This window comes from Paenibacillus azoreducens (assembly GCF_021654775.1).
Classification (GTDB): Bacteria; Bacillota; Bacilli; order Paenibacillales; family Paenibacillaceae; genus Paenibacillus_AQ; species Paenibacillus_AQ azoreducens.
Map to the genome: position 1 here is coordinate 665,656 of NZ_AP025343.1, position 14,528 is coordinate 680,183.

Genomic DNA, 14,528 nt, shown 5'->3' on the forward strand with positions numbered 1-14,528 from the left:
ATCAACATAAGAAGTTGAAGTTCTACATTTCAGGATCTGAAAAATACACCGCTAAAAAAGCCCCGTCCAAATGAAACATCCGGATGGGGCTTCGTGCTCGTCTATTAATATGCCAAAGCGAACAGCGCCTTGATGTGGGAAAGGTAACGGATGTTACTTGCTTCCTTCATCAGGGATGCAGGCATGCCTTTCAGCGAAATGTTGTTTTCGCCAATGGTAGCTACGGCATCTTTGCGGCCAAGGCTTGCCAGCGTACCGGAGTTCACCGGAGCGAAGGTTTCAAAAGCCTTGTCATTGAGGTAAGCGTAAAGGTTGTAGCCGATCAGCTCGCCCATTTGCCAAGCGATTTGAGCCGTTGGAGGGTAAGGACGACCGGTTGGATCAAAGACAACGGCGCTGTCGCCGGCAACGAATACATCTTGATGGGAAGTGGATTGCAGGAATTCGTTAACGGTTGCGCGTCCGCGGTTCACTTCCAGACCGGATTCGCCAACAAGCGGGTTGCCTTGCACGCCGCCGGTCCATACAAACGTGTTCGTCACGATTTTTTGGCCGTCTTTCAGTTCTACGACATTGTTTTCCACGTTCGTGACAGGAAGTCCGGTCAGGAACTTGACGCCGCGGTTCTCAAGACTTGTCGTGGCGCGCTCGATCAGATGGTCAGGCAGTACCGGCAGGATTTTCGGACCGGCTTCTACCAGAAGCAATTTGATTTCGGCAGGGTTAACGCCGTATTTTTTGGTCAGGTTCGGCAGAACGTCAGCGATTTCGCCGACAAGCTCAACGCCGGTCAAGCCGCCGCCGCCGATCAGGATCGTTGCGTCAGCTTCGTCTTTTGTTTGCGCATAAGCTTTGATGCGTTCTTCGATATGGGAATGAATCCGTTTCGCGTCATCGGCGGACTTCAGCACCATGCTGTATTTGTCCAGCCCAGGAATGCCGAAGTAAGCGGTGATGCTGCCAAGGCCGACTACAAGTGCGTCGTAAGTCAGCTTGGAGCCGTCGGAAAGTTTTACTTCTTTATCTTCTACGGAGAAAGATTCAACCTTTGCGATTTTCAGATCGATATCTTTGCCTTTGAAGAGTTTGCCGAGAGGCATCGTAACTGCTTTTTCAGCCACGCTGCCTGCAGCCAGACGGTGAAGCTCAGTGATGATTTGATGGGTCGAAAATTGGTTCACCACAGTGACGCGCGCTTGTTCTTTGTCCATATACTTGCGCAGCGTCAGTGCAGAAAGAAGTCCACCATATCCTGCACCCAAAATGACAATATGTTTTGACATAGTTTTTCCTCCGTCCTTACTGGTAATTATTGAAAAAAATTATTTTTGTTCTTTAGCGCGTTCGGCAGAAACCTGGAGAAATGCATTCAAGAAGCGGAACATTTTTTGCGCTTGCGGATCTTTCAGCAATTTGAGCAGGCCAAAAACACCGATGACTTCTTGGCTCTCGTCGGCGCGGTCTTTAGCTTCAATAACGTTGGCTGCAAGATGTTTCGCGGATTTGATGACTGGAGAAGCGATTTCCGAGATAGCTCCGACCGTATCGCTTTTCAGTGTTTTGTCCGTTAGAGCGGCTTGGGCGAAATCATAAGACTTTGTCAATACATTCACAAGCTCAGTCAGCTTTGGAAGATTGTCGACCAGAGTCGTCAAGGATTCCTGAACCTCGGGCTTGAGCAGCTGGTCCAGCAAATCTTTTTGATCTTGACTGACAGGCACGTTTGCTTGTTCAGTCTTTACATCAGTAATTGTTTCTGACATGTCCATTTCTCCTTTGCGTAAGCAGCAATGCTTATATTTATTTAAAAAGGGCTGATAGACCCTTTTTGGGCAGAGGGGTCTACAAGCTTCAGACCTTCCTCGGGGATGAAAAAGGCCGTAATCTAAATCACCATTTCCTATGTTAGCATAACACTCTCCAAAAGGATAACGAGGCTTAGGCACAAATTGTGAAGTTTTACACATGTATACGTCTTTTTGGTCCAAAATTCTCTGATTTGCTTCATTTTTACGCCGAAATAGTGATAAAAACTATAGCGAAAACTCGAAAAACTGACGATTCTCCTCGCTAAATAGCAATTCTTCACCTAGCTTCTTCCAAATGCCGCCTCCCTATGCATCGTTTGCCTAAAAGATTGACACTTTAAGGCATCCCAGCTTGGCAAGCCTTCCAGATATACCCAAGAATTGCTACGCTGCTTGACTCCACCTGATGAATTGTTTTCCTAATATTAACTATATGCGCGTTTCCGTACTTTTCCAATATCCAATTTCGGATTTGTACATATCAATAGGCGATCAATCGGGCACGAAAAAACCGCTCTTCCTGCACGCGGGTGCTTGGCGAGAGCGGTTTGGATCATCCGCAATTAAGGTTGGTTCGGCGTCTGCGGCGTGATCGGGTCCGAATTCAGTGCGCCGGAAGCTTCAATGGTCCGATACTGCTTCAGCATAAAAATTCTCCAGCGGACGATCATGCCGAATGCCAGCAGGAAGAAAAGCGCGCCGGATTGCGGAATCGAAACATATTCATCAATCACTTGGTGGAGCACCGTGCGAACGATCAGAAGCACAAACAAAATAACGACGAAGCTCTTGGAGCGTTTGGCAAATATGTGGCCTTCGCTCACCTCGAATTTGGTGCTTCGGATCAGCGGATATGAAAACAAGAACCAGCCGACAAGGAAGGCGATCAAAGCCCAAAGAATGGGGACGCGTACAGCGGGCGCCACGAACATCAGAAAGCCTGTGGCCATGCCCATCGGCGGGATCAGTATTTTTTTAATGGTAACCGGTTTGTTGCTGGCCTTCAAACGTACAAAGATGACCGCAAGCGCCATAACCAGTGCCCCCACGGTGGATCCAATTTGAAGGAATGAGGGACTAATATGAGCCAAGTTCAAGACTCCTCTCCAAAAAAAGATGTAATTAATCACATATAACTATATTATATCACACCCACCAAGAAGTAAACTTGTGCTCCGTTTGAAGTCAAGTTGCCTGATTACCTGCGGTTTTCAGAGTTCATGCCATCCACAAACATCCTCAGTACATACCGAAAGCTCTCGTCCAATGGGATATCCATTTGAAAGCCGCCATGCTGCTCAAGCGTCGCAAATCCATGCAAAAGGCTGCGCAGACCGCGAATGGCATGCAGCGTCTCCTGTTCTCCAAGCCCGAAAGGTTCCATAATCCGGAGAAAGAGATCCAGCAGCTCCTGTTTGGCCTGGTCGAGTTCTTCATGCTGCAGCAGGTTTACCTTATAAAATGCTTCGTACAGCCCTGGTCGGGAGCGGGCAAACCGGAGGTATGCTTCGCATAGACTCAAAATGGCTTCATCACCGGATTTGCCAATAACGGCGTCGCGGGTTGTCTCGACGAGCAGATGCAGGCAGTAAACCGTCAGCGCTGCGCGCAGATCGGGCAGCCCCTTCACATGATTATACAGCGAAGGCGAGCGTACGTTTAATTTTTGCGCCAGAGCGGCCAGCGTAAGCGAGTCCAATCCCGATTCGTCGGCAAGCTCGGCGGCGGCAACCAGCAAGGTGTGGCGGTCAAGTCCTATTTTAGCCATAGGTTACTTCCCTCCTTTAAAAGCTTCGGCTGCGCGTTGGACAGCATGGTTCATCGCATCAACCGGATTTTCGATCATCGAGCCGTGGCCGACGGCAAGCCAAGAAGGCTGAAGCGCCGTTAAACGGCGGGCGCTCGCGAGAGCAGCCTCTTTGTTCCAGGTCGCCATCGCCGGAAAAGGGAACAGCAGCCGCATATGGCCGGATACGGCCATTCCGCCCCGGATTTGAAAAGCATCGCCGGCTATCAGCACCTTGCTCCGCGTATCCAGAAATGCCATATGTCCCGGAGTATGGCCGGGCGAGGCGATGGCCTGCAGCGATCCGATCCGGTCTCCGTCAGCGATCAAATGATCCGGTTTGGTGCGGATGTTCTTAGGAACGCTTCCCCGGATAGCCGTCTGCGGCTCGCCTTCTTCGAGAGCGCTGCTGCCGGCCAGAAGGGCCTGGTCACGGCGCGAAATATAGACTTGTGCGGTTGGAATGGCATCCTTAAGCGCATCCAGAGCGCCAATATGATCTCCATGCGCATGGGTAAGCAGGATGCGGGTAATCGGTTTGCCTAGCGAATCGGCTGCTTCACGTATCCCCTTGATGCTGAATGGCATGCCTGCGTCGATTAGAGTAAGGCCGTCATTTTCTTCCACAAGGTACACGTTTACCGGAAACAGATTCGGCATAAAGGAAAGTTGGGTTACTTGATGAACTGTCGTCTTTTTCATAATAATCTTCCTCCGCATCTACCAAACTAATGATATTAGTATTATAACTAATACAATTAGTTTTAACAAGCTTATTTTTATTTTGAAATAAAAAAGCGAGGGAATCATATGAAAAAACGTTTCCAAAAATACATATTCATACTATAATGGTTTTGTAAACCCTTTCATATGTCTAATCTGATTTTTGGGCCCTTCCTGCGAAGGGCCCCTTTTTTTACATATCAGATAATAGTATAAACTTCCGGGGTCCCCGCAAAGTAATCGGAATAAGCTTCGAAGGTCATGCGTCACTCAGTACTTTTACTCCGTAAAAGCGCCTCTCTTCGAGAGTCGTCGGACTTCTTTCCGATACTCTCAGTACTTTTGCTTTGCAAAAGCGCCCTTCAGGCGTCGGACTTCTTTCCGATACTTTTTGTGGGGTTATTTTAGTAAAAGTGAGAACATCGCTGGCCTAAGGCCGTCTAATTGTATAGAAGAAAAACGCCAACCGAAGTACCCTTCAAAGAAGACAGACCGCATTTGGCGGAAATTTTTTCTTGCGATTATAAAATTACTTAAGCTCCGCTTAAAACTTATATATTCTATAATCTTATAAGATAAGAGTGAAAGAGAGAGCAGGGAGGATCGTCATGATGGACGCGTCACGGGATGCTGCGTTGGTCAGGGAAGTACTGGCTGGTCAAAAAGAAAGCTTTACGCAGCTAGTGGATGCACACAAAAACAAAATCTACGGGTTGCTGCGCGGAATGGGTGCAGGTCCGCAGGATGCCCAAGATTATACTCAGGAGGCTTTTCTCAAGGCATACCGGAAGCTGGGGACTTTTAGGGAGGAATCCAGTTTTGCTTCCTGGATGTACACGATTGCCGTAAATGTGATGAGGGATGCCAAGCGGAAAAAAAAAGCCGAGCCGGCGGATGATGAGGTCTTGGCCCAAGGGCGTCATCATAGCGAAACGCCGGAATTCGTTTATTTGCGCAAGGAGACCGGCGGAGAAGTAAGTCGTTTACTGGAGGAGCTTCCGGATAAATACCGCATCGTGCTTCTCCTTAGATATACAAATGAACTCAGTTATGAAGAAATTGCCGAAATTGCCGGTATTGAAGTGAATCAGGTGCGCAACCGGCTTCACCGGGCCAAGAAGTCCTTATATAAGAAAATCAAGGATAAGGAGGGGATGAAGAATGAAATGCTGGAAGCTATCGCAAACGAAAAAGTACATTCAATCTGGAAATGATGGAGACGATGAGCTGAAGTTCCATATTGAGATATGTCCGGAGTGTCAGACATTGGTACGTGAAGCTGAAGAAGAGGAAAAGCTTTGGATGGACCTGCTGTATTCGGAATCCCTGCCCGAAGGTTTCACGGAGCGGGTTATGTCTGCACTCGAAGGGGTGGAAATCGAACAGACTGAGCCAATCCATTCGGCTGCAGCAAGCAAACGTATTCGAAAAACACGGCGGCTGTTGAAAAAAAGCGCCTTATGGATCGCATCGTTGTTCATTGTTACCGCAGCCTTTACACTATACGCCCAGCCGTCTATTGCCGATTGGGTAAGATCCATTTTTTCGAATGAGACAACGGACAGCGGCATGATGGACGCCCGCCAGGTCGGGCTCCTGCAGAACCCCCACGTAAAGGTTGAGGATAAGGGGTACATCCTTGAAATCAATGAAGTGATTGCGGATGCCACCAGACTCGTGATGGGAGTCAAAGTAACAGATCCTGAAGGGAAACCTCTAGTTTATCAAGTGAACTGGAATAACTTGCATATCAGAGATGCGAACGGAAAAGAAGTGGCAGAGCTCAGGGGCATTGAAGGCACGGATACCATCGAAAAGCTGACATTTACTTTTACGCAGGAAATCAATACGGATGAGTTGGATGTGGAAGGACATGTGGATCGCATTGCGATCCCGTTCTCGGAGCAGTATGTGGAAGGGAAGTGGGATTTCAGCTTCAAGCTCGACATGAGGAAGGCAAACGAGCTGACGGTTGTCACTCCGCTGCATCAGCAATATACAACCCCTGAAGGTATGCACATTGAAATGGAAAAGCTGGTCCGGACACCAAGCGGGGTACGTCTGGAATTAAACACCAGCCTAAGGGGCAAGGCTGCGGAACTTTCTCCGGAAGAACTCGAAGGACAGCAGCAGCTCATGTTTCATTTTGAAAACGAGCAAGGAGAAGTCATCTCTAACGTGGACAGTTATAAAGTTGGCCATGCCCGAACGATCATTTCGCAAATCAGCGAGATGAATGCGGGCAAACTCCATTGGACCTATACATTTAACTATCTCCCTTATGACCATCAGAAGCTTCGTTTTGTATTCGATGGATATTCGATTCCCGTAAAAAGCGGCGGGTCGGTAGAGCTGATATCCAAAGATTTCAAAAAGAGTCCGATTATTTTTAAAGATCAAGGGGATGAATTTACCTTAAACGATTTCAGGGTTCATCAGGATCCCAACCTGAAAGAAGATGAGGAGCCGAGGGAAAGCATCATTCAGGTGACAGGAAAGATGTATAACCGGTTCAATAATGATACTTGGGTTGTGAAGGATCAGGACGGCAAGGAATATCAGGTAGGTTTTAAAGGATCCGTTCGATGGGGCGAGGTCAACCTGGTATCCGGAGAACCTGGTTTTATCGTGTACGGAATGGGGAAACTTCCGGAAAAAGCAACCTTGATCCGCACAGTTACTGATAAGTTTTACGATAATGTGAAATGGTCCTTTGAAATTCCTAAAGCCAAGTCCATACCCGGCCTGGAAAATGCGGATCCGCAGAACTAATGAGTTTTTGATATGTCAAAATAAGCGTACCTCCTAAATGGCCTGATGCCAGGAAGGAGGTACGCTATTTTTTAGCAGTATAGAATTTATAAGTTTTTTTGGGGGTCCCCGCAAAGTATTTGGAATAAGCATCGAAGCATAGGCTCCACTTTGTGGGGTTATTTTAGAGTCTTTATTGTAGTCGATGTATCCGCATGGGATGGGTAAGCATTGCTGCCGCAAAGCCGTTAATCATGCTTTATATAGATTTTCCGGTATACAGCCGGCGTCAGACTTTCGAATTTTTTGAAGGTTTTGATAAAATATCCCGGATCGGCAAAACCCATCTCGTCGCTGATCTGATTGACGGACAAATCGGTTGTTTCCAGGAGCTGCTTGGCCCATTCGATTTTGAGCCGGGGGACGAATACGGAGAAATTCTCGCCCGTCTCCCGGGTAAAGATGCGGCTGAAATAGCTTGGGCTGACATGGCAAAGATTTGCCATATCCCGTAAATGGACGTTTTCGCGCTTATGCCGGTAAATATAATCGAAAGCGGGCTGCAGCGTCAGGTTGCTCGAACGGTACGCATTGGCCATGCTTTTTTGGATCTTCGTGTCGATGAGGGTGCTTGAAAGTTCGTTTTGCATCGCCTGAAGATGTTCATAGGCCGGCGCTGCAGGGGGGATGGAAGTTGTAGTGTTAGTCGGCTCCAGAGATAACGTTTTTCTGTACATATCGATCGTTGCGTTTTTATGGATAGCCTCTTCAACGATATAATTGCATAAATGAAACAACATTTCGGCAATCGTCGACACTTCTTCGGAGGACAAGATCGGCAGGGACCGATATTCGTTTTTGAGCGCCTTAAACTTCCGGTCTGTTTCAGCGTTCGCCGGCCGGGTTACAATTTGTTCAAGCGGAAGATCCGAGTCCCGAAGTTTGATTTGCCCCGCCATGATCGCGCCGATGTATTGGTTATCTATAATGATCGGAATCGCGATGTCGATAATGCCGAAATGGCATTTGTAGACATAAGGTTTGTTCGTGCGGACGGCTTCCAGCCCTCCCCGCGCATCGCATTTCTGACAGTAGGAAGACAGGGCATCATCTTGGCGCACCGCTTGGCAGAAGGCCTGGCAGTGGCTGTGCTTGGTGACGGGCACTCCTTTGTAATCGACTGTGATAATCGCCATCCGGGTAACCAGGGAAAGCGAGTCCTGCAGTTTATGCCATTTATCGATATCAATGATCCGGTGCAGATCAAATCTTGAGTTCATCTTGTTCGCTCCAATTCGCATGGGAATCATATTTTTATGCCATTTTGATTATACTAAAATGTTGGTTTTCAGGACAAGATAGTACAATTTTGGCGGTAATGGACAAGAAAATTCCATCGGAAAGCGCTTTAAATGGACTTTGAAGTGCAATGATCCTGCGATGCATCCAAAGTATAATGGACGTGAGAATATGAAGGAGGGAATCATGATGAGAAAGGCTTTTATTAGTCCAAGCAAGTATGTACAAGGAGAAAATGAATTATTGAATTTGGGTTATTTTATCCGGACATACGGAGATTCCGCTCTGCTGATCGCCCATCCGGAAGATGTGGAACGGGTTAAGGACAAGCTGGATGTTACAATAAATAAATTTAATGTTACACTGGTTGAAAGCGGATTCCATGGTGAGTGCACCCGGGATGAAATAAAGCGGCTCAAGGAGCTGGCCCGCGAGAAGAAATGCTCTTGCACCATCGGACTTGGCGGAGGCAAAGCGATCGATACCGCCAAATGCGTAGCGGAAGGCGATGCGTTGATCATTGTGCCGACGATTGCGGCTACGGATGCGCCAACAAGCCATTCGGCCGTCATTTATACCGAAGAAGGGGCTTTTGAGGACTACGCCTATTTCAAACAAAGTCCAAGCGTGGTGATGATCGATACGACGGTGATCGCCAATGCGCCTACGCGTTTTCTGGTATCCGGCATGGGGGATGCCTTATCGACATATTATGAAGCGAGAGCAACGTCGCGTTCTTTTACAAAAGTGAATGCGGGCTTGCCTTGCGGCGTTCATGAGGGGGCTGCTCCGGTGGCGCGGGGAACCAAAGCGGCGCTTGCGCTTGCCAAACTGTGTTACGAAACATTGCTGGAAGACGGGGTTAACGCCAAAATCGCCTGTGACAGCAATCAGGTTACGCCTGCGCTTGAAAATATCATCGAAACCAACATCCTGCTGTCCGGACTGGGTTTTGAAAGCGGCGGTCTGGCTGCGGCCCATGCCATTCACAATGGCTTGACGGTGCTTCCTGGAACGCATCATTATTTCCATGGGGAAAAGGTAGCTTTCAGCACCATTGCCCAACTGGTTCTCGAAAATGCGCCGCAGGCAGAGCTGAATGAAGTGCTGGAGTTTTGTTCGGCCATCGGTTTGCCGGTATGTTTGGCGGACATCGGCGTAAACAGCATCACGCAGGAGGAACTGCTTAAGGTTGCGCAAATCGCCTGCATTCCCGAAGAATCGATTCATGCGATGCCATTCCCGATTACCGAGGAAGCCGTTGCGTCCGCGATTGCGGTTGCGGACCAAATCGGCCGCGAATTCAAAAAAAGTAAGGGTGCTTTGTAATGAAAAAAATTATGAATCAGCCGGAGACGCTGGTCAGAGAGATGTTGAGCGGCCTGGTGCTGGCGCATCCGGAGCTGGAGTTCAACAGCAAATATAAAATCATCAAGAAAAAACAAATCAATCCGCAAAAGGTGACGCTGATCAGCGGAGGCGGCAGCGGGCATGAACCGGCGCATGCAGGATTCGTGGGCAAAGGAATGCTGGATGTGGCTGTCTGCGGCGACGTGTTCGCTTCCCCGTCCCAAATCCAGGTGTACCAAGCGATCCGTTCATCGGCAAGCGAAAAGGGAACCCTGTTGATCATTAAAAATTACAGCGGCGACATCATGAATTTCAAAAATGCGGCCCATTTGGCCGAAGAAGACGGTATTCGCGTCGATTATGTGAAGGTTGACGACGATATTGCCGTGGAAGACAGCTTGTATACGGTAGGTAAAAGAGGCGTTGCCGGGACCGTACTCGTGCATAAAATCGCCGGAGCGGCTGCGGAAGCCGGCATGTCCTTGGAGCAGGTGAAGGCTGCGGCGCAGCATGCCGTAGACAACGTGAAAAGCATCGGATTTGCACTGACCTCCTGCACCGTGCCTGCTAAAGGTACGCCAACCTTCTCCCTCGGCGAACAGGAGATGGAATACGGCGTAGGCATCCACGGCGAGCCGGGTATCCGGCGGGAGCAGATGATCTCAGCCGACGAGCTGGCGGGCAGAATGGTGGCGGAATTGCTGCAGAGCCTGCAGATCAGCGGCGGTGCATCCGCCGAAGTGGCCGTATTGGTGAACGGTTTTGGGGGGACTCCGCTTCAGGAACTGTATCTGCTGAACAATTCGGTGATGCGGGAGTTAAGCTTGCGGGGAATCCAGGTGTACAAAGGTTTTGTCGGCAATTACATGACAAGCATCGACATGGCCGGCGCTTCGGTCTCCATCATGAAGCTGGATGATCAGCTTAAGGAGCTGCTGAGCGATGCATGCAACACGCCTGGGCTGACCATCAGCGGTCCGTTTGAACCTGTGCAATACAGCGAAGTGGTTGTCAAAGAGGATGAAGGCGGCAAGTCTGTGTCTTACGGTATGACAACAAGCGATGAGTATGCGGTTATCCGTGACGGCAAATTGTCGCTGAACAATATGATTTACCTGGTCGATAAAATGAGCGAGATCATTATCGAAAATGAGGTTCCTTTCTGCGAATTGGATTCCCATGCTGGCGATGGCGATTTTGGGATGAGCGTGGCCAAGGGCTTCAAGCAGTTAAAAACCGAATGGGATGAAGTCATCGCCCAAGGAACGGATATCGGAAGATTCCTGGACGCCTGCTCGCTGATCATCATGGAGCATTGCGGCGGCGCTTCCGGCCCGATCTGGGGCTCGGGCTTCCGTGCTGCTAGCAAATATGCGGCGGATCGAGTGGAATTGTCTGTTTCGGAAATTGCGGATATGCTGAGCGCGGTTGTTAAAGGGATTCAGGACACGGGCGAAAGATCCTTTGGCCGGGGGGCGGTAGTCGGAGACAAGACGCTGGTCGATGCACTTGTGCCTTACGCGGATGCTTGGGCCGTTAGCGCCCGTAATGGCGACGATTTGAAGTCGGCCGGCATCAAAGCCGCCGAAGCGGCTGTGGAAGGCGCCAAGAAAACCGAAACGATCGTTGCGCGCATGGGAAGAGCGGGAACGGTCGGCGAGCGCAGCATCGGATACCCGGATGCCGGGGCGTATGCACTGGGAGTTATCTTTACAGGGCTTGCGCAGGCGCTTAAATAATAGGTTGCGGTTGCGACAAAAACAGTAGTTTATCTCTATGAACGCATAAATAATGCTCCAACATGTAAGAATGCTCAAACGCAAGAATGCTCCAATTGATATAAATGATGGCGGCTTGAGTTTGTTTTTCAGCCAGGATGGACAGTTTCTAATGGGGAACATTGGGAATGCTCTTGAATGGCACGGACGACGCATAATCCCCGGCTGCCGCTGTGCTAGGGCACAAATAGCCAACCAGGCTTCTGGTTGGCATTTTTTATGGGCAGAGTCTCCGGGGAGGTGATGAGGATGATGTGAGCAGAGCCGGATGACTAGGGGAGAAGTAAAGCAGGGGGATGGATGGGATCCTTATCTCGAAAGACATCTGATTGTTAGATAGGGGCTTCACATTGTGGGAGCAAGCCATTGCGTAATTAGAGATGCATTATGGTGAACAAACAATTATGTGGTCAGGTGCTGGATAGTGCAAAAAAGTAGTCTAGCTAGAAGGCGAGAATTAAGAGATGAAGTATTTGGTAGCAAAGATGCTGCATCGAGAACCCCATCATGGAAAAAATGCAAAAGTGCAGTTATTTACCTTTGTTTTGCTGGATTATTAGGGAATTGTTGCTAAAGTGCATCCTTTTTTTCGATTTGGAATCTTTTATCACTATATGACTTGAAAAGGTTGCACTTTTGAAAGCTTTTCCAGTAAAAATTCCTTTTTGTCTTAAAAAACTGCACTTTTGCAACTTTCACCGGTACAATGCTTCATTTTAGGCTCCGGGTTAGGATTGCACCCCCCTTCGAATACGTTTTCGGGTAGGGGTAGCGATGATACGGACGACTGATCGTCGTGTTTTTTTCCAAACATCTGGTTGGCGATCTGGGATACGACCGTTTCCTAACCACATAAATAAGTGGACCTCCGTCATGCAAACGCCATACCGTGCGCTGGGAGCGCGGTGAGAGCAGCACAAATGGCACAAACGGCACAAACAGCACCGTCCGCAGCCGACATGAGATAAAGGGTGAGGGAATCGACGATCATAGCGAGGAGTGCACAAGCAGTTTTCTCTTCAGCTAGAAAAAAGGAGCGTAGCACCAGAAATAAGGAGCATATCACCACAGATAAGGAGCATATCACCAAAAAAAGGAGTATATCACCAAAAAAAAGGAGCATATCACCAAAAAAAGGAGCATTTCACCAAAAAAAAGGAGCGTAGCACCAGAAATAAGGAGCATTTCACCACAAATAAGGAGCGTACCAATAAATGAACATTTTGGCACGCCCCATTAAATTACTGCATACATTTATTCGCTGTTATTTTTCAGCCCATAAAATATAAAAATCAAATGTGAGCTTCAAGGATTGACGTGCCAGCAGCAGTTGCTTGTCTTCCTCCGGGGCATGCCAGGATAACGGCGTCATTTCCAGCATGGCTTGCAGATGCCGTTGAGGCAGCTCTTTTTCATAACGAACGCGTTCCGGGTTCATCTTCGGAAAATGCTTCGCAAATAATGCTGCAGTTTCTTCAAAGGCAGCCTGCCGCCGAGGGGCGCCGTTTCCGTGCAGGAGCTGCCTGAATTCCTGTAAATACTGCGGTCCGGGGACGACTTTGACGAGGAGCCCGTTGGGCATCAGCAACCGCTGAAATTCCCCGTAATTGGATGGGGACAAAATGTTGAAAATGATATCGAAAGTCCGGTCCTGAAAGGGACTACGGGCCAGATCTGCCACACACCAGATAATCTGCGAGCTTCCTTTGGCAGCCGTCATGATGCCTGCTTTGGCCAGATCGGCTCCTACCGCTAGAACCTCCTGACCCCAAGGGCCGGATAGTTTGTCCCGGAGGAATGCTAGCTGCGATCCTTCCCCACAGCCCGCATCCAGCATGGACAAAGGAGATGTGCCGGACAGGGGCCAAGGCCTGCTCTTGGCGATTCCGGAAACAAGAGCTTCCAGCAAAGGCGAAAAATAACCGCTGGCATGGATCAGCCTGCGCGCTTCAAACAGCCTTTTATCGTATTTGGTCGGCTTGGCGTTGGGAAGCAGGTGAAGATATCCGTCCTTGGACAAATCGAAGCCGTGATTCGCCGAACAAACCAAACCTTGTTTGCCTTTCATTTTCATAACGCCGGAGCAAACCGGACAGCGAAAAATATGCCCATAAAGCGCCATCAAGTCTGCACGCATGGATGCAATTTCTTTTCTGAACAATGTTAAAACACCTCAATCATTCGTTTTTGGTTGAATGAAAAAAGGCACAGAAAAATAAACCCGGGGCCTCAAGTTTCAAAAAAATCAGCCGGGCTAATTCATCCTGCACCCTCATTAACGCAAACGAATGAAATGAATCATGATCAGCGTTTCAACTCCTTTTTCAGAAAAAACCGGAAGAATAACCTCCGTGAATCTATTGTAACAGAAACCCGATTCGGGATAAAATCACTGTTGGAGGTTTATCTTAACCAAGGATAGTCACACTAGAAAATAAAGCGTTTAACAAAAGGCCGATTGCGGCCTTTTAGCAAAATATAAAAGAGGTTCGAAAGGTTGACATCGTCAACTGTTAACCATATAATTACAGTATAAGGAGGAGCAAAGATGAATAGTGAGTTTAACATTGCCGTCCATTGTTTAACCCTTCTTAGCTTAAAAGAGGATCATATGGCTAACAGTGAGGAGATTTCCAAAAGCGTTTGCACGCATCCTGCCCGTATCCGCAAAGTGCTTGGCCTTCTGCGCAGGCATGGATATGTAGCGACCAAAGAAGGGGTCGGCGGAGGATATCTGCTGAATCCCGACACCGAAAATGCGACGCTTGGAGACTTGTACCGTTTGCTTGCCCGAGGTTCCCTGAAGCCTGGCTGGTGCTCCGGCGGCGAAGAGCTGCCCTGCGAGGTTGCGTCCAATATCCAGGGGATTATGGATCAAATATACGGCGGTGGGGAAACGGCGCTTGAGCGTTATCTTGACGGAATTACGATGAAGGATATCAAACGCCAGATCGAAGCGGCTGGGACCGCTGACCCGGTCTAAGATCCGATCATAAATGATGTAAAGCAGCTTCCGTGCAAAGGAGCTGCTTT

Annotated in this window: 12 protein-coding genes; 5 read left to right on the top strand and 7 right to left on the bottom strand. The window is 48.7% G+C overall.

Annotated elements, in window-relative coordinates:
- Positions 1-104: 104 nt before the first annotated feature.
- The 5 genes from L6442_RS02805 to L6442_RS02825 all read right to left on the bottom strand — a co-directional run bounded on the left by L6442_RS02805 (position 105) and on the right by L6442_RS02825 (position 4,296).
- Complete coding sequence (locus L6442_RS02805; protein ID WP_194233082.1) at positions 105-1,283, bottom strand: NAD(P)/FAD-dependent oxidoreductase; 1,179 nt, start codon at positions 1,281-1,283, stop codon at positions 105-107.
- Between the two features lie 39 nt (positions 1,284-1,322).
- Positions 1,323-1,763 carry a helical membrane plugin domain-containing protein gene (locus L6442_RS02810; protein WP_194233081.1) on the bottom strand — a complete coding sequence of 147 codons (441 nt, stop codon included), beginning with the start codon at positions 1,761-1,763 and terminating at the stop codon, positions 1,323-1,325.
- Between the two features lie 608 nt (positions 1,764-2,371).
- Positions 2,372-2,899 carry a CcdC family protein gene (locus L6442_RS02815; RefSeq protein ID WP_194233080.1) on the bottom strand — a complete coding sequence of 176 codons (528 nt, stop codon included), beginning with the start codon at positions 2,897-2,899 and terminating at the stop codon, positions 2,372-2,374.
- A 107-nt stretch (positions 2,900-3,006) separates the two neighbouring features.
- On the bottom strand, positions 3,007-3,576 hold the full coding sequence (locus L6442_RS02820) for a TetR/AcrR family transcriptional regulator (RefSeq protein WP_212981168.1): 570 nt from the start codon (positions 3,574-3,576) through the stop codon (positions 3,007-3,009).
- A 3-nt stretch (positions 3,577-3,579) separates the two neighbouring features.
- Positions 3,580-4,296, bottom strand: coding sequence for an MBL fold metallo-hydrolase (locus L6442_RS02825; protein WP_212981167.1), 717 nt, complete (start codon positions 4,294-4,296; stop codon positions 3,580-3,582).
- A 629-nt stretch (positions 4,297-4,925) separates the two neighbouring features.
- Between L6442_RS02825 and L6442_RS02830 the strand changes: the two genes are divergently transcribed.
- Entirely contained in the window at positions 4,926-5,531 is a 606-nt protein-coding gene (locus L6442_RS02830; RefSeq protein WP_194233077.1) for an RNA polymerase sigma factor, read from the top strand.
- Entirely contained in the window at positions 5,479-7,089 is a 1,611-nt protein-coding gene (locus L6442_RS02835; protein ID WP_212981166.1) for a DUF4179 domain-containing protein, read from the top strand. Before L6442_RS02830 ends, L6442_RS02835 begins: the two co-directional genes overlap by 53 nt.
- Positions 7,090-7,316: 227 nt before the next feature.
- Here L6442_RS02835 and L6442_RS02840 read toward each other — a convergent pair whose 3' ends face one another.
- Positions 7,317-8,348 (bottom strand): PocR ligand-binding domain-containing protein, encoded by a 1,032-nt coding sequence (locus L6442_RS02840; protein ID WP_212981165.1) that lies wholly within the window; start codon positions 8,346-8,348, stop codon positions 7,317-7,319.
- Positions 8,349-8,556: 208 nt separating this feature from the next.
- On the opposite strand from L6442_RS02840, the gene L6442_RS02845 reads away from it, so the two are divergent.
- Positions 8,557-9,696, top strand: a complete 1,140-nt coding sequence (locus L6442_RS02845) for a glycerol dehydrogenase (RefSeq protein WP_212981185.1) — start codon at positions 8,557-8,559, stop codon at positions 9,694-9,696.
- Entirely contained in the window at positions 9,696-11,456 is a 1,761-nt protein-coding gene (dhaK, locus tag L6442_RS02850; RefSeq protein WP_212981164.1) for a dihydroxyacetone kinase subunit DhaK, read from the top strand. The genes L6442_RS02845 and dhaK overlap by 1 nt, the downstream gene beginning before the upstream one ends.
- 1,303 nt (positions 11,457-12,759) lie before the next feature.
- On the opposite strand, the gene L6442_RS02855 is transcribed toward dhaK, so the two are convergent.
- Positions 12,760-13,656 (bottom strand): putative RNA methyltransferase, encoded by an 897-nt coding sequence (locus L6442_RS02855; protein ID WP_212981163.1) that lies wholly within the window; start codon positions 13,654-13,656, stop codon positions 12,760-12,762.
- Positions 13,657-14,043: 387 nt separating this feature from the next.
- Here L6442_RS02855 and L6442_RS02860 point away from each other — a divergent pair, with 387 nt between their 5' ends.
- Entirely contained in the window at positions 14,044-14,478 is a 435-nt protein-coding gene (locus L6442_RS02860) for an RrF2 family transcriptional regulator (RefSeq protein WP_194233072.1), read from the top strand.
- Positions 14,479-14,528: the final 50 nt, after the last annotated feature.

Excerpts from the sequence above, each read along its gene's own strand:
- L6442_RS02805 (WP_194233082.1), bottom strand. The coding sequence starts at position 1,283 with ATGTCAAAACATATTGTCATTTTGGGTGCAGGATATGGTGGACTTCTT.
- L6442_RS02810 (WP_194233081.1), bottom strand. The coding sequence starts at position 1,763 with ATGTCAGAAACAATTACTGATGTAAAGACTGAACAAGCAAACGTGCCT.
- L6442_RS02820 (WP_212981168.1), bottom strand. The coding sequence starts at position 3,576 with ATGGCTAAAATAGGACTTGACCGCCACACCTTGCTGGTTGCCGCCGCC.
- L6442_RS02825 (WP_212981167.1), bottom strand. The coding sequence starts at position 4,296 with ATGAAAAAGACGACAGTTCATCAAGTAACCCAACTTTCCTTTATGCCG.
- L6442_RS02830 (WP_194233077.1), top strand. The coding sequence starts at position 4,926 with ATGATGGACGCGTCACGGGATGCTGCGTTGGTCAGGGAAGTACTGGCT.
- L6442_RS02835 (WP_212981166.1), top strand. The coding sequence starts at position 5,479 with ATGAAATGCTGGAAGCTATCGCAAACGAAAAAGTACATTCAATCTGGA.
- L6442_RS02840 (WP_212981165.1), bottom strand. The coding sequence starts at position 8,348 with ATGAACTCAAGATTTGATCTGCACCGGATCATTGATATCGATAAATGG.
- L6442_RS02845 (WP_212981185.1), top strand. The coding sequence starts at position 8,557 with ATGAGAAAGGCTTTTATTAGTCCAAGCAAGTATGTACAAGGAGAAAAT.
- dhaK (WP_212981164.1), top strand. The coding sequence starts at position 9,696 with ATGAAAAAAATTATGAATCAGCCGGAGACGCTGGTCAGAGAGATGTTG.
- L6442_RS02860 (WP_194233072.1), top strand. The coding sequence starts at position 14,044 with ATGAATAGTGAGTTTAACATTGCCGTCCATTGTTTAACCCTTCTTAGC.